This window comes from Streptomyces sp. NPDC030991 (assembly GCF_055571235.1).
This window is the reverse complement of record NZ_JBVIFR010000010.1, coordinates 209357-231387: the sequence shown is the minus strand read 5'-3', so window position 1 is coordinate 231387 and position 22031 is coordinate 209357. Positions and strand designations below refer to the sequence as shown.

At 68.9% G+C, this 22031-nt stretch carries 17 protein-coding genes; 9 read left to right on the top strand and 8 right to left on the bottom strand.

Going from position 1 to position 22031, the window contains the following annotated elements:
• Window positions 1–215 precede the first annotated feature (215 nt).
• Window positions 216–1025 (top strand): dimethylarginine dimethylaminohydrolase family protein, encoded by an 810-nt coding sequence (locus ACZ45E_RS20665; RefSeq protein ID WP_468222508.1) that lies wholly within the window; start codon window positions 216–218, stop codon window positions 1023–1025.
• A 114-nt stretch (window positions 1026–1139) separates the two neighbouring features.
• On the opposite strand, the gene ACZ45E_RS20660 is transcribed toward ACZ45E_RS20665, so the two are convergent.
• The 3 genes from ACZ45E_RS20660 to ACZ45E_RS20650 all read right to left on the bottom strand — a co-directional run bounded on the left by ACZ45E_RS20660 (window position 1140) and on the right by ACZ45E_RS20650 (window position 3740).
• Complete coding sequence (locus tag ACZ45E_RS20660; RefSeq protein ID WP_468222507.1) at window positions 1140–1781, bottom strand: ScbR family autoregulator-binding transcription factor; 642 nt, start codon at window positions 1779–1781, stop codon at window positions 1140–1142.
• A gap of 71 nt (window positions 1782–1852) precedes the next feature.
• Window positions 1853–3433, bottom strand: coding sequence for an acyl-CoA carboxylase subunit beta (locus tag ACZ45E_RS20655; RefSeq protein WP_468222600.1), 1581 nt, complete (start codon window positions 3431–3433; stop codon window positions 1853–1855).
• Between the two features lie 118 nt (window positions 3434–3551).
• Entirely contained in the window at window positions 3552–3740 is a 189-nt protein-coding gene (locus tag ACZ45E_RS20650; RefSeq protein WP_468222505.1) for an acyl-CoA carboxylase subunit epsilon, read from the bottom strand.
• A gap of 270 nt (window positions 3741–4010) precedes the next feature.
• On the opposite strand from ACZ45E_RS20650, the gene ACZ45E_RS20645 reads away from it, so the two are divergent.
• Window positions 4011–4994, top strand: a complete 984-nt coding sequence (locus ACZ45E_RS20645) for a ScbA/BarX family gamma-butyrolactone biosynthesis protein (protein WP_468222503.1) — start codon at window positions 4011–4013, stop codon at window positions 4992–4994.
• A 106-nt stretch (window positions 4995–5100) separates the two neighbouring features.
• On the opposite strand, the gene ACZ45E_RS20640 is transcribed toward ACZ45E_RS20645, so the two are convergent.
• Window positions 5101–5958, bottom strand: a complete 858-nt coding sequence (locus tag ACZ45E_RS20640) for an NAD(P)H-binding protein (RefSeq protein WP_468222502.1) — start codon at window positions 5956–5958, stop codon at window positions 5101–5103.
• Between the two features lie 172 nt (window positions 5959–6130).
• Here ACZ45E_RS20640 and ACZ45E_RS20635 point away from each other — a divergent pair, with 172 nt between their 5' ends.
• Complete coding sequence (locus ACZ45E_RS20635) at window positions 6131–6796, top strand: ScbR family autoregulator-binding transcription factor (protein WP_468222500.1); 666 nt, start codon at window positions 6131–6133, stop codon at window positions 6794–6796.
• Here ACZ45E_RS20635 and ACZ45E_RS20630 read toward each other — a convergent pair.
• A complete protein-coding gene (locus ACZ45E_RS20630; protein WP_468222499.1) occupies window positions 6789–8333 on the bottom strand; it encodes an FAD-dependent monooxygenase in 1545 nt (514 codons plus the stop codon). The two genes, ACZ45E_RS20635 and ACZ45E_RS20630, sit on opposite strands and share 8 nt — an antisense overlap.
• Window positions 8334–8759: 426 nt before the next feature.
• Here ACZ45E_RS20630 and ACZ45E_RS20625 point away from each other — a divergent pair, with 426 nt between their 5' ends.
• Window positions 8760–10193, top strand: a complete 1434-nt coding sequence (locus tag ACZ45E_RS20625) for a DNA primase family protein (RefSeq protein ID WP_468222498.1) — start codon at window positions 8760–8762, stop codon at window positions 10191–10193.
• 39 nt (window positions 10194–10232) lie between these two features.
• On the opposite strand, the gene ACZ45E_RS20620 is transcribed toward ACZ45E_RS20625, so the two are convergent.
• The 3 genes from ACZ45E_RS20620 to ACZ45E_RS20610 are packed head-to-tail and all read right to left on the bottom strand — an operon-like array spanning window position 10233 to window position 13287.
• Entirely contained in the window at window positions 10233–10640 is a 408-nt protein-coding gene (locus ACZ45E_RS20620) for a DUF6009 family protein (protein ID WP_468222496.1), read from the bottom strand.
• Window positions 10637–12175, bottom strand: a complete 1539-nt coding sequence (locus ACZ45E_RS20615; RefSeq protein ID WP_468222494.1) for a DNA primase family protein — start codon at window positions 12173–12175, stop codon at window positions 10637–10639. The genes ACZ45E_RS20620 and ACZ45E_RS20615 overlap by 4 nt, the downstream gene beginning before the upstream one ends.
• Entirely contained in the window at window positions 12172–13287 is a 1116-nt protein-coding gene (locus tag ACZ45E_RS20610) for a bifunctional DNA primase/polymerase (RefSeq protein ID WP_468222493.1), read from the bottom strand. The genes ACZ45E_RS20615 and ACZ45E_RS20610 overlap by 4 nt, the downstream gene beginning before the upstream one ends.
• A 4220-nt stretch (window positions 13288–17507) precedes the next feature.
• Here ACZ45E_RS20610 and ACZ45E_RS20605 point away from each other — a divergent pair.
• The 5 genes from ACZ45E_RS20605 to ACZ45E_RS20585 all read left to right on the top strand — a co-directional run bounded on the left by ACZ45E_RS20605 (window position 17508) and on the right by ACZ45E_RS20585 (window position 21939).
• Complete coding sequence (locus tag ACZ45E_RS20605) at window positions 17508–18434, top strand: ParA family protein (protein WP_468222491.1); 927 nt, start codon at window positions 17508–17510, stop codon at window positions 18432–18434.
• Window positions 18431–19075: a hypothetical protein gene (locus ACZ45E_RS20600; RefSeq protein WP_468222490.1), complete on the top strand. Its 645-nt coding sequence runs from the start codon at window positions 18431–18433 to the stop codon at window positions 19073–19075. The genes ACZ45E_RS20605 and ACZ45E_RS20600 overlap by 4 nt, the downstream gene beginning before the upstream one ends.
• A 206-nt stretch (window positions 19076–19281) precedes the next feature.
• The gene (locus ACZ45E_RS20595) at window positions 19282–20268 is read left to right on the top strand and encodes a Gfo/Idh/MocA family protein (RefSeq protein WP_468222488.1); all 987 of its coding nucleotides are present in this window, start codon (window positions 19282–19284) and stop codon (window positions 20266–20268) included.
• The gene (locus tag ACZ45E_RS20590; protein WP_468222486.1) at window positions 20265–21272 is read left to right on the top strand and encodes a Gfo/Idh/MocA family protein; all 1008 of its coding nucleotides are present in this window, start codon (window positions 20265–20267) and stop codon (window positions 21270–21272) included. The genes ACZ45E_RS20595 and ACZ45E_RS20590 overlap by 4 nt, the downstream gene beginning before the upstream one ends.
• Window positions 21273–21375: 103 nt before the next feature.
• A complete protein-coding gene (locus ACZ45E_RS20585; RefSeq protein WP_468222484.1) occupies window positions 21376–21939 on the top strand; it encodes an NADPH-dependent FMN reductase in 564 nt (187 codons plus the stop codon).
• Window positions 21940–22031 lie beyond the last annotated feature (92 nt).

Sequence of the window (22031 nt, the reverse complement as noted above, 5' to 3'; positions counted from 1 at the left end):
TTGAGCCCCTCTACAGCAGAAGACGCCGCGGCGCACCGGCCCCCGGAACCACGGGCCGGCGAGCGGGGGACGGGACCGCGGGGGATCTCGCCCCGGCACCATGAGGTGTCCCGCCGGCGGGACGGCCGCCGGACGTCCCTGACATGGCCCCCTTCCCCTCTCCTGCCCTCGGTCGTGCGCGGACACCGGGCACGCACAGCCTTCTGGAGGTCTCTTTGAACACGGAACTGCTGATGTGCGATGCCACGCATTTCCGCATCGACTACGTCATCAACCCGTACATGGACACCGGCTGTCAGCCGGACCGTCAAGCCGTCCTCGCCGAGCACGAGGCCATCGAGAAAGCACATGCCGCGGCCGGCCGGATCGTCAGCCGGATGGAGTCCGCGCGGGAGTGCCCCGACATGGTCTACACGGCCAACGGCGCCTTCATCAGCGCGCGGCGCGCGGTCCTCGGCGCTCCCCCGGCCGCCCGCCGCCCGGAGATCCGGCACTTCCGGGCCTGGCTCCAGGGGCGTGGCTTCGACGTGCTGGACGCGCCGTACGACTTCAGCGGCCAGGGCGACGCGCTGCCGTGCGGGCCGCTGCTGTTCGCCGGGTACGGGCAGCGCACCGACCGCCGGATGCACGGGGTGCTGGCCGATGTGCTCGGGTACGAGGTGGTGCCGCTGCGCACGACGAGCGAGCAGTGGTACGACCTCGATCTCGCCCTCGCGGTGATCGACGCCCGTACCGTCGCCTACTGCCCGCAGGCGCTGGACGGCCCGAGCGGAGCGCGGCTGCGCGCCCTGGGCCTCGATCTGATCGAGGTGGACGTCGAGGAAGCGGGCATGTTCGCCCTGAACCTGATCAGCGACGGTTCCACGGTGACCATGGCCACCGGTGCGCCGCGCCTTCGGGACACGCTGCGCGAGCGCGGCCTCGAGGTGGTCGAGCTCGACACGACCGAGTTGCGCAAGGGTGGCGGCGGCGTGCGCTGCACCGCGCTCACGCTCGACAACAAGTCGCCCCTTCAGGCCCGCTGAGCCCCTTCGGCAGCGGTGGTCCTGGCCGCCGGCCAACCGGCGGGCGGCTGTGTGTCGCCGGGTCCTCGTCCTGTCGGCGGGACGAGGGCCCGGGGGACGGGGCGGGCCGGTCCGTCAGGTCCTCGTGGGGCGGGGGCGCTCGCGGTCACCCGCGCCGGGCCGGGCGGACACCAGTACGTCACCGGTCGCGATGCCGGGCAGCAGCAGCTCCCAGAATCCGACGACCCGCCGCTCGGCGAGCCACTGCGGATCGTTCCCGGCCAGCACCTCGACGCCCACGGTCATCGCCACGACCGCCGCCGCGGCGTCGTCCGGGGAGACGCCCGGAGCCAGGTGCCCGTCCGCCTCCGCACGGTGCAGCGTCTCCTCGACCCACGTGTGCCAGGTCCCCACGAGACCGGTGTCGCTCCCCAGTGCGCGTTCGGCGCTGAGGTCGAACCCGGCCCGTACGACGATGTCGTCCGAGAGGCGGCCCACCAGCCCGTGTGTCGCGTCGACCACCGCCTGCAACGCGCTCGTCCCGGCGCTCCCCGAGACCTCGACGAGTTCGTGGATCGCGTCGGTGGCCGCTTCTTCGACCGCGTGCGCGAGCGCCCTCTTGTTCTCGAAGTGGAAGTGCAGCGCTCCGTTGCTGACACCTGCCCGCTTGCTGATCGTCGCGAGTGACGAGGGCACGTACCCCTCCTCCGCGAACACCGCGGCCGCCGCGTCGATCAGCGACTTCCTCGTGCGCACCGCGCGTTCCTGCTTGACCATTCAACTTCTCCTGTGGCCTTCGGCGGTCGACGTGGCTACGACCTCCGTGGTGATGCGGGGGGTGCGGGGGTCTACTGCGGGGGGTTGCCGTGCTTGCGGGAGGGCAGGTCGGCGTGTTTGGTGCGGAGCATCGCCAGGGAGCGGATGAGCACCTCGCGGGTTTCGGCGGGGTCGATGACGTCGTCGACCAGGCCGCGTTCGGCCGCGTAGTAGGGGTGCATGAGTTCGGCCTTGTACTCCTTGACCATGCGGGCGCGCATGGCTTCGGGGTCTTCGGCGTCGGCGATCTGGCGGCGGAAGATGACGTTGGCGGCGCCTTCGGCGCCCATGACGGCGATCTCGTTGGTGGGCCAGGCGTAGGTGAGGTCGGCGCCGATGGACTGGGAGTCCATGACGATGTAGGCGCCGCCGTAGGCCTTGCGCAGGATGAGGGAGATGCGCGGGACGGTGGCGTTGCAGTACGCGTACAGCAGCTTCGCGCCGTGGCGGATGATGCCGCCGTGTTCCTGGTCGACGCCGGGCAGGAACCCGGGCACGTCCAGGAGGGTCACGATGGGGATGTTGAAGGCGTCGCACATCTGGACGAAGCGGGCCGCCTTCTCGCTGGCCTCGATGTCCAGGACGCCGGCGAGTGCCTGGGGCTGGTTGGCGACGATGCCGACGACCTGGCCGTCCAGGCGGGCCAGCGCGCAGATGATGTTGCGGGCCCAGCGCTCGTGGACCTCCAGGTAGTCGCCGTCGTCGACGAGCTCCTCGATGACCTTCGTCATGTCGTAGGGGCGGTTGCCCTCGGCCGGGACGAGATCGAGCAGGGTGTCCGAGCGCCGGTCGGCCGCGTCCCCGCTCCACACCATGGGCGCGCTCTCGCGGTTGTTCTGCGGGAGCATCGACAGGAGGTAACGGACCTCGGCGATGCAGGTCTCCTCGTCGTCATAGGCGAAGTGCGCGACGCCGCTCGTCTCGGCGTGGACGTCCGCGCCGCCCAGACCGTTCTGGGTGATCTCCTCACCCGTGACCGCCTTGACCACGTCCGGGCCGGTGATGAACATCTGCGAGGTCTCACGGACCATGAACACGAAGTCGGTCAGGGCCGGGCTGTAGGCGGCGCCGCCCGCGCACGGGCCCAGCATCACGCTGATCTGCGGGATGACACCCGACGCCTTGGTGTTGCGCTGGAAGATGCCGCCGTACCCGGCCAGCGCCGAGACGCCCTCCTGGATACGGGCGCCCGCGCCGTCGTTCAGCGAGACCAGCGGCGCACCCGCCGCGATCGCCATGTCCATGATCTTGTGGATCTTCGTGGCATGCGCCTCACCCAGGGCACCGCCGAAGATCCGGAAGTCATGCGCGTAGACGAAGACCGTCCGGCCCTCGACCGTCCCCCAGCCGGTGATCACACCATCGGTGTACGGCTTCTTCGCCTCCAGGCCGAAACCGACCGCCCGGTGCCGGCGCAACTGCTCGACCTCCTTGAACGACCCCTCGTCAAGGAGCAGCTCGATACGCTCACGCGCCGTCAGCTTGCCCTTGGCGTGCTGGGCCTCGGTCGCCCGGTCACTCGGTCCACGCAGAGCCTGCTCACGGATCGCGTGCAACTCTGCTACCCGTCCACGGGCGCCCGTGGGCTGCGATACCGGCGGGGCACTCACCATCGCCATAACACTTCGGTCCCTTTCTGCGACTTGGCCAAGGAGGGCAGAACCAGGGCCGCAGAAGACTGTAACAAACCGCGCATGCGGTTTATAGAGGCGGCGCAGCCCTTTTGTCTGGTCAGCGCCAGTCTCCGGGGGCGGAGTAGGTCCGAGTGGGCCGCCACGCCCGAGGACGCTTCACGGTCACCGGCACCTCCTCACTCCGTCTCGCCCTGCTGCGGGCGAACAGCACCGCGGCGATGGCGGCCAGCTCGTCCGGGTCCGCGCGCCCGCGCTCCACCCGCAGTACGCACTCTTCGTCTCGCATACGCTCGGCACTCCCTTCGTTCCTCTGTGAACCGAAGGTGCGCCAGTGCGCTCGAGAGCCACTAAGGGGTCGCTGGAGATCCAATAGAACCGCACAGGTCCCGACCGGTGCCCGAACGGGCATCGCCCCTGGTCTCCGCTTGTCGAACCGAGGATCACTCAAGTGCTCGCCTACGAACACTACGAACCATCTGGAAATTAAACCGGATGGTATGTATCTTTGCCGCGGGCTCTACTTCAGCCCACAAAACCGTGAAACCAGGGGGAATCCGTGTCCACTGAGACCTTCCGTATGACCCGCGCGATACCCAGCACGGCACACAACGCGAACGGCCTGACGGTGTCCACCGGTTCCGCCGCCCTCTCGCGCTTTTCCACGCTGACCACGACCGTCCCGAAGGAATTCGTCCACCGGGCAGGCGTCGCCGAGGTGATGCTCACGGACTGGGCCCGCAAGGACGACCTGCACTTCTCGGTGGCGGCCCAATTGCCGCGAGGTCACGCGTTCTTCACCCCCGTGGCCGGCTGCCACGACCCCCTGATCACCGCCGAGACGATCCGCCAGGTCGGGTCGCTGCTGGCCCACGCGGAGTTCGACGTGCCGCTCGACTTCCAGTTCGTCATGTGGAACCTCACGCTGGAGACCCGCCCCGCGCAGCTGACGGTCGGCGGCGCGCCGGCGTCCCTGGACATGGATGTCACGTGCACGGACGTCAAGAGACGCAACAACGCCCTCGCGGGCTTCCGTTACGACGTCACGATGTACCGGGACGGCCAGGTGGCCGCCACCGGAGGCGCCAGCTTCACCTGCATGCCCCCGAAGGTCTACCGCCGGGTCCGCGGCGGCCGGCTGGCCGACACCGTGCGCGCCCTGCCCCTCACCGCGCCGACGGCGCCGCAGGCCGTCGGCCGCGTCTCGCCGATGGACGTCGTCCTCTCCGCGACCGCGCGCGAGGACCGCTGGCAGCTGCGCGTGGACACCCGCCACCCGATCCTGTTCGAGCACCCCGTCGACCACGTACCGGGGATGACGCTCCTCGAGGCGGCCCGGCAAGCGGCGATCTCCACGATGGGCCAGAACTCCCTGCCGCTTTCCTTCGCCAGCGAGTTCATGCGCTACATCGAGTTGGACCAGCCGTGTTTCATCGAGGCACGCCGCATTCCCGGCGCCGGTAACCGCGTCCTCGTGACGGGCAGCCAGAACGACGAACTCGCCTTCTCGTCCTTGGTGACGATGGGACTCCTCCCTCTCTGAGACCGAAATGCCGGGAGCCCGGAATCGAGAAGAGAGTTCCGGGCTCCTGGCATTTGCCGGAGTCACTCCTCCCGCCAAAGATCCCCTTTCATCTTCTCGGTACCGGTCACAAACCGGGCCCGGCGGCGAAAGCGTTTCGATTGTCCTCGGCCCACTTCCGGAAAGTGAACGCGGGACGGCCCGTCAGCGAACGCACCTTGCCGTCCACGCCGGACTTCGCCCCTGCCCGCTGTCTGCCCGCACTCTCCAGCAGCGCCTCGACCACCGGCGCCGGGTAACGCCGGGCCAGACCCGCACGGGCCTGTTCGATCGTCAACTCCTCGAATTGCAGCGGCACACCCAGTACCCGCGCGAGGTGCCCGGTCTGCTCGACGGGAGTGATCGGCTCGGGACCGGTCAGCGTGTACGCCTTTCCCGCATGGCCCTCCTCGGTCAGGACCCGCACCGCGACCTCGGCGATGTCCCGCGGATCGACACAGGCGTTGGGCGACGTCCCGTGCAGCGCCCGCACGACCCCTTCGGACCGTACGGAAGCCGCCCACGAGAGGGAGTTGCTCATGAAGGCACGCGGCCGCAGCACCGTGCATTCCAGGCCGGATCCGCGCACGATCTCCTCGGTCGTGCGCTGCCACCGGGTGATGAGATCGACGGCGTCCGGGTCGAGCACGGCCGCCGCCGACAGCTTCACCAGCCGTCGCACGCCCGCCGTCCGCGCCGCACGGACGAACCGCAGATCGTCGTCGCCGCCCACCCGGCTGGTGATGACGAGCGCCGTGCTCACCCCGCGCAGCGCGCGCTCCAGCGACCGGGGATCGTCGTAGTCGGCGGCCACGACCTCCCCGGTCGGCCCGGGGGCCACGACCTTGTCGGGACGCCTCGTCATCAGGCGGACCCGCACGGTACCGGGCAGTCGCCGGACCACCTCGCGCCCCACCGTCCCCGTCGCTCCGGTCACCAGAATCATCAGGTCCCACCCCCTGGAGGAGTACGGCGATCACCACCGTCTCTTCCGGCCACGGACGCCCAGGACGGCGTCACTTCACTCGGACACATGGGCCGTATACGGCCGTGAACCAGTAAGATACCCACTGGACGGTTTTTATTGGCTCCAGATCCATCAACTGAAAGAGACCCTCATGGCAAAGCAAGACCGGGCCATCCGCACACGGAGGGTGATTCTTTCCGCTGCGGCCAAGGTCTTCGAGGAGCGTGGCTTCCAGGCGGCGACGATCAGCGAGATCCTGCGGACCGCCGGTGTCACCAAGGGCGCCCTGTACTTCCACTTCCCCTCCAAGGAAGACCTGGCCCAGGGGGTCCTCTTCGAGCAGGACCAGCAGAACGCTGTCCAGGACCAGGCCTGCAAGGTGCAGCAGCTCATCGACACCGTGATGTTGCACGCCTACCGGCTGCAGACCGATCCGATGGTGCGGGCGGGCGTCCGGCTCTCGCTCGACCAGCAGGCCCACGGCCTCGACCGGAGCGGCCCGTTCGTGCGCTGGTCCCAGATCGTCCGGAAACTGCTCACCGAGGCCCAGGCACAAGGTGAGCTGCTCCCCCAGGTCGTGATCACGGAGACGGCGGACGTCACGGTGGGCGCCTTCGCCGGTGTGCAGGCCATGTCCCAGGCCATGTGCGAGCACAACGACCTGCTGATCCGGGTCTCGGCGATGCTGCGCCACCTCCTGCCCAGCGTGGCGCACCCGTCCGTCCTGACGACCGTGGAACTCGGCGCGGAGCGGGGCGAGGTCGTCGCCCGGGCGGTCGCCGAGTCCGCCGCCCCGCAGCCGGCCGAAGTCAGCTGACGGCGTCGGCCAATTCGCCTTCCAGTGCGCCGCGCGGACCTGGCTCCCGAGCCCGGCCGCGCGCACCGAAGTAGACGGTCAGGGCGCTCGACAGCGCGCCGCCCCCGGGAGCCCAGGCGATGTACCCGTCGGGCCTGACCAGCAGCGCCTCGCACGGCAGTTCCGGTGTCATTTCGGCCCGCACCACGTGGAGCAGACCCCCCCACGCCTGTGCGTGCCGCCGGTACTCCTCGCGGCCGTCACCCGTGAGCAGCAGCAGCGGACGCCCCTGGCGCAGCAGGGCGATGACGTCCGTACGCCCGTCGGCGGTCTCGACGACGGCGTTGTTGAGGAATCTGCCCTCCCAGTGCGAAGGGTTCCCGGTCAGCGACGGGAGCACCGTGTCCTGGGCGCTGACCATCGACGCGAGGGCGTCGCCGAACGCCCCCCCGGTGAGCATCCCCGCGAACATGTCGCGCAGGGGGTCGAACTCGGCTCCCGGGCGCATCAGGGCGAGTTGGGCCCGCGCGTTGTCGATGATCCGGCGAGCGGCGGGACGGCGTTCCTGCTCATAGGTGTCGAGCAGCCCGGCTCCCGCGTCGCCCCGGACCGCGAGCGCGAGTTTCCAGCCGAGGTTGAGCACGTCCAGCAAGCCCGTGCTCAGCCCCTGGCCGCCGATCGGGAAGTGCACGTGCGCCGCGTCACCCGCGAGCAGGATCCGCCCCGCGCGGTAGGCGGAGGCCAGCCGGGAGTAGTCGCTGAAGCGGCTCAGCCACGCGGGCTCCGTCATGGCGATGTCCTCGTCGGTGATCCAGGAGACCTCGTCGCGGAACTCGGCCAGGGTGAGCGGCACATGGCGCGCCGTGTGCGGCCCCGCACAGTTCAGGGTGCGCAGCCGGGTGACGCCCTCCCCCGCGTCCTTCACGATGACCCAGCCCCGCGGTGTGCGATGCCATCCCGGACGCAGCGCGCCCTCGCGGACGAGGCGGACGTCGCCGGCCATCGCAGAGATGGTCGCCGGGGTCGAGCGGGAGGCGATGCCCGCCCACGTGCGCACGGCGCTGCGTGCGCCGTCCGCGCCGACCAGATACCCGGCCGTGAAGGACGCCCGCCCCGCCGGTCCCTCCGCGACGACGTGGACCGCGTCCCGGGACTGCTGGATCTCGGTCACCCGGTGGTCCCGCAGGACGCGTGCGCCCGCGGCCCGGGCCCGCTCCTCAAAGAACCGTTCGAGGGCCTCCTGCGGGTACTTCAGGAGCGGATCGGGCTCGGCGGCCGGTGCCGAGAGGGTCAGCCCGGGGATCCCCGCGAAGTGGAACGGGCTCGCCCGGTGCGTGGCGCCCGTGGGGCCGCCGGGCACGGGCAGATGGCCGCGGCGCCCCAGGCACTGCACCGTGCGGGCGTGCAGGGTGGTGGCCTTCGGCCGGCGGGACACCGCTCCCCGGGCCTCCAGGACCACCGTGCGCACGCCCAGTCCTGCCAACTCACAGGCCAGAAGCATGCCTACCGGCCCGCCCCCCACTATGAGAACCTGTGGCTCGCTGTCATTCTCTGTCATGTCTTCCCCCCACTGCCCGGGCGCGCCAGTCACTTGCTGTGCGTAAGCACCCCGCTGCAGACCGGAAAAATATACCGGTTGGGCGGTTCTCTGCAACGCTCTGGAGAACGATGCCTTTCAGCCCCGACTGACCTACTCCCGGCCCGAGTTGGCCGTTCGCTCTCCTCACGCGCCCCACCCTCCCTCCGGAACCCCTCTTGAATACAAAACCGGATGGTAGGTATCTTGTGTGGCTGATACTGAAGCCGTCGCGGAGGACGCAGCGACTGAAGCGACGCTGACTACAGACAGGGGGCGGCACCGCTGCCGGCGTCCGGCACTCTTACGGGGGAGTCGAGTCGCTTGAGTCGCTCGGGTCGCTGAACGGGGGAATGACATGGCTTCTGAGCTGCGAAAAAGACGCCACGACTCAGGGCGTAGCACCGCATGACCTCACATTGCAGTGAGACGCTTCTCGCCCCGGACACCCCGGAGGGCGCGGCCCAGCGACTGCTCCCGGCGAGTCTCAGTGACCGTGGGAGCGCCAAGCTCTTCGTGAAGCTCTACGCCAATGACTTCCGCCATGTCCCCGGCCTGGGCTGGTACCGCTGGGACACCACGCGCTGGCAGGCCGACGAGGACGACGCGGTCCTGTGGGCGGCCGGTGATCTCGCGGAAGCGATCGCGACCTGTGATCCGCGTGGTCTGTACTCGGATGCCGCGCTGCGGCAGCACCGGTCCCGTGCCTTGAGCACGACGGGGATCAACGCGATGCTGACGCAGGCCAAGTCGGCTCCCGGCATGGTCCTGAATGCGTCCCGTCTGGACGCCGATCCGTATGCCCTGTGCACTCCGCAGGGCATCGTCGACCTGCGCACCAGCCTGATCAAGACCCCTGACCCCAACAAGGACTTCCACTCCCGCTCCACCACCGTGGGGCCGCAGTCGGTCGGGACGCCTCGTTGGGAGAAATTTCTGGCCGATACCTTCGGCGATGATGCCGAGGGCCGGGAGATGGTGGACTTCCTGCAACTGCTGCTCGGCTACTCCGTCACCGGGGACGTCGGCGGACAAGTACTGCCGTTCCTCTTCGGTTCCGGCAAGAACGGCAAATCCGTCCTCCTCGACGTCCTGATGAAGCTTCTGGGCGACTACGCCGACGCGGCTCCGCCCGGGTTTTTGATGTCGCGTCCGCGTGAGGGGCATCCGACGGATCTGGCCGAGCTGCATGGTCGCCGCGTCATCGTGTGCAGTGAGGTCAAGCACGGCGACCGGTTCGACGAGGCCCGCATGAAGCTGCTGACGGGCGGCGACCGGATCAAGGCGCGGCGTATGCGGCAGGACTTCTTCAGTTTTCAGCCGACGCACAAACTCTGGCTGCTGGGCAATCATCGTCCCGAGGTCGGCACCGGCGGCTTCGCGTTCTGGCGCCGCATGCGCCTCATCCCCTTCGAACGCGTCGTCTCCGACGAACGAAAAATCGACAACCTGTCGGATGCCCTGGTCCGCGAGGAGGGGCCCGGGATACTCGGCTGGCTGATCCGGGGCGCCGGCCGGTATCTGGCGGGTGAGAAGGGGCTCTCCGGTCCGGAGCGGGTCCGGGTCGCCACCGCCGCGTACGTGGAGACCGAGGACCACACCGGGCGCTTCCTCGCGGAGTGCTGCGCGCTGGGTCCCGCTCTGAAGGCCGAGCAGACCCGGCTCCATGCGGCGTACCGCTCCTGGTGCCGGAGCGAGGACCTTCCGCCGATCGCGTCGCGTGCGCTGGCTACGAGGGTCCGGGAGACCGTGGGGCTGGCGTCGCCGAGGGCGATGATCCTGTCGAACCAGCGCAAGTACTACCCGGGTATCGGTCTGCTCGCCGGGGCGCCTGCAGCCTGAGCGTCCGCTTCGCCGCGGGTGGGCGACGTGTGCGGCGGCTCAGGCCTGCGGGCGCAGCGTTATGTCCAGTTCTTGCATGGCCGTCGACGGGGGTCCGCCTTCCGACCGTTCCGTCTTGTAGCCCTTGACCCGTGCGGCGAGTGTGCGCGGGTCCACGGCCTCGGCCGGCGCACCGGTGGCGTAGAGACCTTCGGGGGCGCAGTCGCGGTCGTGCGGCAGCAGCCAGAAGACGCGGCGGCGGAACGTGCCGGAGGAGCGGGACGCCTTGGCCTTGGGGCCGAGGAGCGCGTAGCCGACCATGCGTCCGTCGCGGTGGTAGGCGGGCCTGCCACGGCGGGTCGGGAGCCGGTCGAGGCTCTGGCGTACGTAGTCGAGGTCGGTGATGTCTTCCAGCCAGACGAGCTCGGCCTCGTGGCTGATCTCATCCTCGGTGATCAGGGAGCTCATGCCCTTGCTTCCCTTTCCTCGTCGGTGAGCAGGCCGATACCCGGGTAGTACTTGCGCTGGTTGGACAGGATCATCTCCTTGGGTGAGGCAAGTCCGGCCAGCTCGCGGGCGCGTGCCGCGAAAGCGCGTGAGGACATGGGAGGTGCTCCCTCATTGTGGCACCACGCTTTGTAGGCGGCGTAGAGACCCGTCTGCTCGGCGCGATGGTCGGGGGCAAGGGTGCAGCACTCCTCGAAGAAGCGTCCGGTGTGGTCCTCGGTCTCGGCGTACGCGGTGGTGGCGATCCGCACACGCTCGGGGCCGATGAGGTCCCGCTCTCCCCCCAGGTAACGGCGGGCGCCGTCGATGAGCCATCCCAGGATCCCAGAACCTTCCTCGGTTACGAGGATGTCCGCGAGGTTGTCGATTTTTCGTTCGTCGGAGACGACGCGTTCGAAGGGGATGAGGCGCATGCGGCGCCAGAACGCGAAGCCGCCGGTGCCGACTTCGGGGCGGTGGTTGCCCAGCAGCCAGAGTTTGTGCGTCGGCTGAAAACTGAAGAAGTCCTGCCGCATGCGGCGGGCTTTGATGCGGTCGCCGCCGGTGAGGAGTTTGACGCGGGCCTCGTCGAACTTGTCGCCGTGCTTGACCTCGCTGCACACGATGACGCGGCGGCCGTGCAGTTCGGCGAGGTCGGTGGGGTGACCTTCGTAGGGGCGGGACATGAGGAAGCCGGGTGGGGCGGCGTCGGCGTAGTCGCCGAGGAGTTTCATGAGGACGTCGAGGAGGACGGATTTGCCGTTCTTGCCGGAACCGAAGAGGAACGGCAGTACTTGTCCGCCGACGTCCCCGGTGACGGAGTAGCCGAGCAGCAGTTGCAGGAAGTCCACCATCTCCCGGCCTTCGGCATCATCGCCGAAGGTGTCGGCCAGGAAGCGGTTCCAGCGCGGGGTGTTGACGTGCTGGGGGCCGACGGTGGTGGAGCGGGAGTGGAAGTCCTTGTTGGGGTCGGGGGTCTTGATCAGGCTGGTGCGCAGGTCGACGATGCCCTGCGGAGTGCACAGGGCATACGGATCGGCGTCCAGGCGTGACGCGTTCAGGACCATGCCGGGGGCCGACTTGGCCTGCGTCAGCATCGCGTTGATCCCCGTCGTGCTCAAGGCACGGCGACGGTGTTGTTGGAGGGCTGTCGTGGTGAACAGGCCTCTGGTGTCGTGCGGCGCGATGTTCTCGGCGAGGTCTCCGGCGGCCCACAGGACCGTGTCGTCCTCGTCGATCTGCCAGCGCGTGGTGTCCCAGCGGTACCAGCCGATGCCGGGGACGTGGCGGTAGTCGTTGGAGTAGAGCTTCACGAACAGTTTGGCGTTGCCGCGGTCGGTGAGGGTGTCGGGCAGCAGCCCGCGCGGGGTCGCCGGCGCGTCGGATGCCGGGGCGGGGGATCCGGAGGCATCGCCCTGGGTGGGCAGGGGGACGGCACCGGCTCCTCGGATCTGGGCGGCCACGGCTGCGGGGTCGAAGTCGAAGAGCGTCTCGTTGCCGGGGGTGGGTGAGGTCACGGGCATCCTCCGTCGGCGTAGAGGGGCCGTTTGAGTCCCGCGGTCAGGCCGCTGAGGATGATCTGCTCGGCGCGCCGCTCCTGTCCCGGGCGCGCGGCCGCGGCGGCCTCGCGCAGTGCCTGCTCCGCGGCCTCGCGGGACAGCCTGTCGGCCGCGACGAGTCCGCCCAGGGTGAAGGCGGCCCGGTTGAGCGCGTCGGAGAAGCCCGCTCCTTCGGGTACGCGACCGCACTCCTCGATCGGGGCCAGGATGGCGGCGAGGGTGTGCCCGGCGCCTGGCCGTTCTCCTCCAGCCGCGACCACGGCCTGCTGGGCGCGGGGCGGGACGGGGCGCGGGGCGGGGATGTTGGACGCGGGGAGGTGTCCGGTGCGTTCGAGTTCCTGAGCGAGCCACTGGGGCAGCGCGGCCGGTTGCCTGACCTCCCCGATGGGGGTGTAGGTGCCCGCGGCGGTCGTGGTGCCGGGGGCGATGATGTAGCCGCCGTGGGCCCGGATGTCGACCTGCCAGGCGAGGGCACGGCCCTGGCCGGAGCCGGTGGAGCACTGCCAGCGGCGGTAGTCCTCCGACCGGTACCAGACGTGCAGCCCGCCCGAAGGGGTGCGCACGCGCAGGGTGGAGGCGTCCTCCGCGGGGCTGGGCTGGTCGCGCAGCGCGGCCAGGACCGCCAGGGAGTGGTAGCCCGTGGCGAGGCCGGTGAGGTCGATGTGGTCGGCGATCGGGATGCCCGGCAAAATGCGATGCCTGCTGGGCGGAGGGGCACTGTGGGCATCTACGTCGACGACGACCAGGCCCGCGGGACCGCACGCCACACCGACCCCGAAATCGGGCTGTGCCGTCCACCATTGCTGGATGCGCCGTTGGTCGAGGGTGGCGGCGTGGAAGCCATGACACCAGCGGCCTGCGGGCAGGCAGGGGCAGTCGGCTGCCGGGTGCGAGGTGTTGCGGCAGCGGTCGCAGTTGCGTGCGGGTGTCTTGCGGCCCGGTGACAGAGGGTGCACCGGCCAGCCTCGGCGAGCACACCACAAGGCTGTGGCCAGCGGGGAGCCAGCGACTGAGGGCTCAGGCGCGGGGTGTCGCGAGTCGCTGCGGGGAAAACGCAGCTCAGAGGGCATGTACATCTCCTATCAGCGACCGAAGCGACTCAACAACAGACACAGCCTAGCGAAAGTGTCGGGCGGGGCTGGGAAGCACGGCCAAAGAGATGTGTTGGCCGTGTCGACAAAACAAGCCTGCTGGGGCGCCAGCGACTGAAGGAAAACGCGCAGCGACTGGGGCGTCTTTCGGTCGCTGCTGAGTCGCTTCGAAAAACTGCTGGTCAGCGACGTGCAAACAGCCAAACAGCGACTGAAGCGACTGAAGGTCTCTATCTATGACGCACACGAGAACACCTAGATGAGCTCATATATAGGGCTGTTGAGTCGCTTCAGTCGCTGTCTGTCCGTAGTGACCTCTCTGACCTGGGCCTTTGCGGAGCGACTGAACAGCTACCGAAGGACTCCCCGGTCGCTGGGCTTCAGTCGCTGTGCTCAAATGAGCGCGGAACGACAGCGACTCAAGCCCAGTCCGAGCGACTCAAGCGTCGGACCCGAGCGACTCAAGCGACTGAAGCGACCGGCGGACGACTACGGCTGGTCGCTGCCACGAGTCGCCGCCTTGTCAGGCTGTGGTTTTACGGGTGGACGGAAGGGTGAGCGGGCCGGATGGTCGATGGATCACCTCGGCCGAGGCCGGCCCGCTTTCGCTGGGCCAATGTTTGTGGGCGCGCCCAGAGTCGGCTGAGGTGTGGGCCGGGTTTTCGGGTGACGAGGCGTGAAGACGCCGTAAGGGGTCCGGAGGAGGAGCCCCGACTGGCCGAGTGTGAACCGGGGGCACCAACTACCGGAACAAACAGGGTGTAACGGCTGTATCAGCTTAAGACCCTACGTACCGTCCCCCCACGTCAGGTTCCACGGCAGCAGCAGGTCCCGGGGCGCGGATGCGCTCGACAACACCTCACTGAAGAACGGGCGTAGGCCCCCAGTAACGCCAATGAGGCCCCCAGTGACCGTCGGTGGCCTCTCGGGTGCCCCAGAGCCTCAGAGGCCCCTTCAGGGCGCTCTGTGCCCGTCACCACGTGACCACGGTCAGTGCTTTGCCCGCGGGTAGGTCCCCGGTCGTCAACCACCAAGCCTTCGGCCATCTCGAAGTACTGCAACATTCAATGAATTCTGTCAGCGGCGTTGAGCGCTCCGGCCGGACTCGTCGAAATTCTGGTTCCGAGGGCTTCTTCGTGGCTGTCGGTGCTTTCCGATGACCGAGGGGCCCCCGCCATGTCAGCGGACCCTCTGGGCGGTACCACTCCCCCACTGCCGCCCTCATGGGCTCCGAGCCGGGTTGCTCTGAGCACGGTCGACGCGGCGTACCTGGTGGCGAGGCTCCCGAGTGGCGGTGCGTGCGGACAGCGCGGGCCCATGGATGGACGTCCATCCGTAGCCGGCCTTCCCGGGGGCGCTTGAGCGTCTTGTCGGGAGGCGGACCCCGCCCTGGCCGCGAACGGTTACGGCCCACCGACAACCTGGTGTGCGGCTGCTGACGGAGTTCTGTCGCCCCGCCTCGCGGTAGCGGAGACCGGGCTTCTTGCCGTCCGCTCCAGAGAACTGGTGAACCCCGTCGAAGACGAAGTCACTGATCGCAAACGTGCCGGGGACGATCAGCACGGACCCCTCGACGGAATGAGCCCGGCGTCCGCTCGACCTGACGAACTTTCCACTCCCCCACTATGGCCCGCGCGAGGACGACAGCGAGCGCTGCGCGAGTGATCTACTCCGTTGCCTTTCGCCCCGTGCTGGTGGCGTGGCACGAAGCTTTGTCGATCTCGATGCTAGGGAGGGCAGGCCATGCCGCGCGCCGGTACTGGTTGAGGAAGACGAGCCCGTATGGCGTGAGGTCGTGCCACTGCCCTGTTCTGAACCGCTGTCACGACTCCACCGCGCGCGCTGTGTCGAACGTTCCGTGCTCGACGCCGCTCCACTTGAAGAGCACGCTCTTGCTTCATCCGATGCGGTCAGAAGGGCGATGCTTGCGGAGTGACTGTTGCGCCGGGGCGGGTTTGTGACGTGGCATGTCGATGCGGGTTCCAGGCTCGTCATGCCGCCCGTTGTGGGCCACGGCAGCGAGGTGAGGGCCGGTGCGTCGAGCTGGCAGCACAGTGCGCTGGGACCGTTCCCGAGCCGCAGCGATCCCGTGAGCGGCACGAGGTGTGCGGGCAGCGCGCAGGCTGAGGTGAGAGCAGCTGGCGCCCAGCCACTCCCCCGGTTCCCTTCGTCGAGGTACGCATACTCCACGCGCACTGGTGTTGTACGAACGCCGAGATCTCACAGACGGAGTTGTCACGCGAGTCGCCCCGCGCGCTCACCCAAGTCCTGCCATCCAGAGAGGGCCGAAGCCAGTCTGAGTGCGCGCCGACACCACGCCCGCGCGGGCATGTCAGGTGAAAGTCGGCTGGGCGCACTTCAGCAGGGACCCCCGATTGACTGCACTCCAGCGCGGCATAGTCCGGGAGTCGGGCTCGCACGTAAGAGCTGGCTGGAGGGGTGCCAGGCCGGGATAGCGCTATCGATCGGGAGCAGCATGAACGGGAACGCCGGTAGCTGGGCGCTCCATCCGTAAGTCCCACTACTCAGGTGCCGTGTACCCGGATCACCCGTATCGGAGGAATGCCTGAACCCAGGCATCACACGAGGCATAGGGAGGGCGCTGAGTCTTGGGTGAGTGGGCCGATCAGAGACCCAGAGGAGGGCGACAGCCGATGCGATAGCAACTATGCTTGCGCTTGCCTTGTCGAGGAGAAAAAGCGCCTCTGACCAGGCAAAATAAACATCACTGCAAACATCGCCGCAAGCTTGCGTGCAACTAGGGAGGAGGGTATGGCTGTGTGTCTTACCTCCTGCCTGGAGAGCGGCCGGTTGCATCGTTGTGTCGTGCGTATCGCGCTAGATGATGAGCGAGGCATTGAGAAGCACCTCGTTGTACGCCAGGCTGTAAGCCTCTTCCAACGCACTCAGCTACGTGCCACATCAAGTCTGTTTGGCTGCCTGTTCACAGGCCAAGCGACAAGCCAGTACGTGTGCTGGCGACCTGGCCTAGTAAGTAATGGAAGGACGGGTCGACACGCGCGGTTGGTTACCGACCTGTTCGACGGTCTGCCTACAAACCCGCACGTCCGCCTGACTGGTGATGGATTTGCAGCTCCGCCCACACGCCAGCCCAACCGCAAGCAGACGCACTCATCTGGCCGCCTGCCCCTCCCCCTGCGAGTTAGTTCGATTACCGGCTTGCTGCCAGACTCGCCCGCAACGCCATCCGCCAACAGGGCTAGTTGCCTGCCCCCAGACAGGCATGGCGACTACTCTGCAGACCGGCCTACTCGCCAGCACACCAATACATCCGCTCGGTTGATGACGTACCTGCGTACCAGCGAGAACGTCTGCCAGGTGCTCAGTTCGGAGCCAGGTGAACAGGCGAGTCAGTCAGTAGACGTGCCTGCCGGTAGGACCCGTCATGGACCTGCCCGACAGCCCGTAAGTGAATTCACCTATCCGTGTCCCAGCCGACACACCAGCATCCCTGCCGATGTGTCCACTGGTACGTGCCCGGATAGGCGTGGCTGTCAGAAGCGCAACCAGTCCCCACGCCCGCCCAGTTATCCGCAGACGAACAGGCGTCGACCCAAGCCCGCACCCCCGCACGCAAGTCGAACCGACTGCGCACCTCCCTGTGAGTCGCCAGACCTGCGAGACACGTTGCGGGCAGACACGCACGGCCGCATGACTCGCCACGTACGCGCCTGCTGATCGGGCGACCGGCCCAGTCGCTGGCGGGGCTGCGGAGTCGCAGCTGAGACTGTCGGCAGGCATCCCCGTCCGGTCGGCTCCCTGAACGCATGCCCGTATGCCGGTGCGTCGGGCGACATGAGTCATGATCTTCCTGGTAGTGTGCCCATCGCCTTGTGACACAACTGCTCTGGAGGTGACTGTTCTTGTGGAGGCGTCAGATGGTGCCCTTGCTTGGCAGTCGACCGGGACAGCAGCGCGGATCCACGTATGCCGAGCGGCCGGAAGCACCACGTTCGCGCTCGCGGCTCCGCAAGCTTGTCGCCCATCCCGAAGTGCCCGGTTGACCTGCAAGGCAGGGGAGCGAGGGGCCGATCCAGGGCCCGATCGGTGCCTTCGGACCCTACCCAGACCCCTTGTGCGGGCCCTGCGGAGCGCAGGATCGTTCTGAGCGAACTTTTGACCCTTCAAAACAGCGCAAATAGGGCAACCCATCCCGGCCTGAATCAGAGTGAGGACCCATGGCCAGCCCCTTCGAAGCACCTGACGCGCATGCGCAGCAGCCCGGCATCCCCTGGGAGGCGCTGTCGCACATCTTCATGTTCGGCAATGGCAAGGGCGGCGTCGGGAAATCCTCCGTCTCCGCGAACGCCGCCGGCAAGGCGGCGCGAAGCGGTCTGCGGACGCTCATCATCGACTGCAACGCGCAGGGCAACATCGCGCGCGAGCTCGGGTACAAGCGGGCCGAGTGGAACGACGGCGGGACAGGGCTGCTCGAATCACTGCGGACCGGCGCGCCGCTCACGCCGCGCGAGAACGTCCGGGAGAACCTCGACGTTGTCATGGGCGGCCCCGCCCTCGGCGACGACTTCGGGATCTTCTTCCACACGCTCCTCGCGAAGGAGGGCCCGCACGCCTATCTGCGGCTGCTGATGTGCCTGCTGCCGATCGCGCACCGGTACCAGATCATCATTCTGGACACCCCGCCGGAGAACCCGTCGTTGCAGCGCCTCGCCCTCTCCACCGCGCGCTGGCTCGTCATCCCCGTGAAGAGCGACGGAGGGGCGGAGGACGGGCTCGCGCAGATCGGCCTCGAGTTCTCCTACGTCAAGTTCGTCAGCCAACTCAACCCGCACATCGCGCTTCTCGGAGTGTTGCTCTTCGACACCGGCCGTACGTACACCGGGATCCACGCCGACGTGCGGCGCCAGGTGCAGAAGGTGCTGGGCGAGGAGGCCCACATGTTCAAGCACCTGATCGGCCACACGGAGTCGGTGGCACGGCTCGTACGCAAGCGTGGGCTCCTGGTGCAGGAACTGGCGGACCGGCGCGTCAACGGGGACCGGTCGATTCCCGAGACCGCCGAGGGACTTGCCGCAGACTACGAAGGATTCACCGAAGAGATGTTCGCCAGGGCGCTCGAACTGAGGAAGGAAGCCGCGGCATGACACCGCCGAAGAACAAGAAGACCCGAGTCGACGAGGACGACGAGCAGACCATGTCCGACGAAGGCGTCGGCAACCTGTTCAGCGGGGGAGCGGGGCCGTCCACCGCGCTCGCCGGATGGGCCACCCCGCAGACCTCGGCACCGGCCCCCGCCGCTCCGCTCCAGCCGGCGCCGGTCCAGGCCGCTCCGATGGCACCGATGGCACCGGTGGCCGTGGTGCCGTCGCCGTCGCGCGAGCTGGTCGACGAGGCGCCGCCCGCCCTCAACGACGCGGACACCGCCAAGCCGGTCGGCTTCTACGTCTCGACGAACGTCGCCAACCGCTTCCGGAAGCTGCGCAAGCAGAGCGACCTGACCCACACCCAGATCGTCTTCCTGGCCGTCGAGGCAGCCGTCGAGAAGGGGCTCGCGCAGGTCGTCGAGGACGCGCGCAGGGCGCCCAAGTTCCAGTCCAAACTGTTCGCCGTGGCGCCGGACAACACGGACCTGCGCGGTCTGGGACCGGTACAGCTGCAGTACAAGCCGACACGGGCACAGCGCGCCGTCATCGACGGACTCGTGGCCGAATCGGGGCTCCCGGACCACACGAAGTTCCTGGCCGTCGTGCTCGACCAGTACCTCCCGGGCCGCCGGGACGCCTGACACCGGACCCGCGCCCACCCCGCGCCCACCCCGCGTCCGACCTGCGCCCACCCCCGCCCGACAGGACTACTCACGTTGGTGATGGTCCCGGTGAGCGGTGCGGGGGAAACTGGCGGACCTCGGATGTGTGGGACGTCGGCGGCCTCTCGGGGCGCCCGGATCTCCCTGCGCAGACGGCCAACAGGGAAGAAGGGCTGGGGGATGCCATGCGGCGGCTCGAGGTAGCACTGATCGGCGCGGGGCTGATAGCACGGCTGCACCTGGAGGCGTGGACCGCCGAAGGAGCGTCCGTGCGCGTCCACTCCCGGGACGGGCGCGCCGCGGACCTGGCCGCCGAGTTCGGCGCCAAGGCGGTCGACACGCTGGACGACGCGCTGGACGGCGCGGACGCCGTGGACATCTGCTCACCGACGGGCACCCACCGCGACATCGCCCTGGCCGCCGTCGCCAGGGGAGTGGCGGTGGTGTGCGAGAAGCCGCTGGCGGCCGATGTCGCCGAGGCCGAGGAGATCGTCGAGGCCGCGGACCGGGCCGGAGTGCCCCTCTACCCGGCGCACGACATCCGCTTCGCCCCCGCCTTCGCCCGGCTGCACGAGCTGGCGGCCGGCGGACACCTGGGCGCGGGAACGGTCGCCAGGTTCACCGTGGCCGGCTACCACCCCCGGGCCTGGGACGGCCACGCCTCCGCCGAATCGGGCGGCATCCTGACCGACCAGATGCTGCACGGCGTGGACATCGCCTACTGGCTCTTCGGGGACGTCGTACGGGTGTACGCCCACTACCAGGGCGAGATCGCCGCCCCCGCCCCCCAAGGGACCTCGGCGGTCGGAACGGCCGTCCTCACGCACGCCAGTGGCGCCCTCAGCCAGGTGGTGAGCCGGTGGACACCGACACCGCAACCGCCCATCCGCGTCACCTACCACGTCTCCGGCACGGGCGGCACGATCGTCCACGACTCCGAGTGGCCCCAGGAGATCCAGGTGTCCGGCGGCCCGGGCGGAGCCTTCGGCTACTACGGGGAGTCCCCGTTCACCGCCGAGATCCGTGAGTTCGCCCGGGCACTGCGGGGCGGCCCCGACCCGCGCCTGGTCTCCCACGACGCCCTGGCCGCCGTCCGTATCACCCAGGCCGCGGCACGCTCCGCATGGACGGGCCGCGCCGTCGAACTGCCCGTGAAGGGGGCTGCCGCATGAAGGTCGCCGTGTTGTCGTTCGCCCACGAGCGCGCCGCGACGTACGCCCAGGTGCTGCACGGCCTGCCGGGCGTGGACCTGGTCATCGCGGACCCCGACGGCGCACCGGACGATCCGGCCCGGGGGAGGGAGACGGCCAGGCGGCTCGGCGCGACGTACGCGGGCGGCTGGGACGAGGTGTTCGCGCTGCGGCCCGACGCCGTCGTCGTCACCAGCGAGACCGGCCATCGGCCCGAACTGGTCGCGCGGGCGGCCTCGGCCGGCGCCCACGTGCTGTGCGAGCATCCACTGGCCGCCGACGAGGCCGACGCCCTGGACATGGTGCGGGCCTGCGAGGACGCGGGCGTGCGCCTGAGTCTCGCCTCCCCGGCCTGTTACGGCCCGGCCTTCGCCGCCGTACGCGAACAGCTCGCCAAAGATGACGTCCTCGGCACCCTCACGACCGTGCTCGGCGCGTACAACAGGCCACGTCCGGCCCGCTCGCGCGGCACGGAGAGCGGAGCGCTCGCCTCGGGCGCGCCCCTTCTGCTCGACATGGTCGACGCGGTGCTCGGCGGGACACCGGCGCAGCAGGTCTACGCGCAGGCGAACAGCGTCCTCAGCGGGGAGCCGGACATCGAGAGCGCGGCACTGGTCACCGTGGGCTACGCGGACGGAACCGTCGTGTCGCTCGACTGCAGCTGGGGCCCGGCGCAGAGCGGGACGGCGGCGGGCGGCCCGGCCATGACGTTCATCGGGGACCGGGGGAGTGTGGAGTACACCGTCTCCCCGCGGCTGGTCGGCGGCTTCGACTCCGCCACATCCCGTGAGCGGTGGGAGACACGTGGGGACGACCCGTGCGCGGTCATGCTCGCCGAGTTCGTCGCCGCGGCCGGACAGGGCGGCGGCGCAGGTCCTGACGGTGCGGCAGGGGTGCGGACGCTGCGGATCGTCCAGGCGGCCCGTGAGTCGGTACGCACCGGCAGCCCCGTCGATCTCGCCGGTGCGCAGCCGGCACCGGCGTAGGCATTCGCGGCATTTCCGCGTGGCCGGTTCCGACCGTACGTCCCGGTGGGAACCGGCACTCTTTTGACCTTGCCCATGACACTCGTCGTACTTGGAGACGCGCATGACCACCATCGGCATCATCCTCGGCAGTACCCGTCCCGGACGTGTCGGTCCGCAGATCGCGCAGTGGATCGAGAAGACGGCCGCCGCCCGGGAGGACGCGGAGTTCGAGGTCGTCGACATCGCCGACTACCGCCTGCCCCTGTTCGACGAGCCGCGCTCGCCGCGGATGGGTGATTACGAGCACGACCACACCCGCGCCTGGGCCGCCAAGATCGACGCGCTCGACGGTTTCGTCATCGTCACCCCCGAGTACAACCGGTCGATCCCGGCCGCTCTGAAGAACGCCATCGACTTCGTCTACAACGAGTGGAACAACAAGGCCGTCGGCCTCGTGGGATACGGCAGCAACGTCAGCGGCTCCCGCGCCGTCGACCACCTGCGGCACATCGTCGGGGGCGTGCAGCTGACCGCCGTGCACACCCAGGTCAACCTGTCGCTCAAGACCGACTTCGAGAAGTTCACGACCTTCGCGCCGGCCCCGGGCCACGAGGTGATGCTCCAGCAGATGCTCACCGAGGTGGTCACCCTGACCGAGGCCCTCGCTCCGCAGCGACAGCGCTGACCTCTTCCCCCCCAACGGCGGGGGGGGGGGGGGGGGGGAGGGAGGGGGGGGGGAACACCACGGCAGTAGTGTTCCCCCCCCGCCCGTGACCC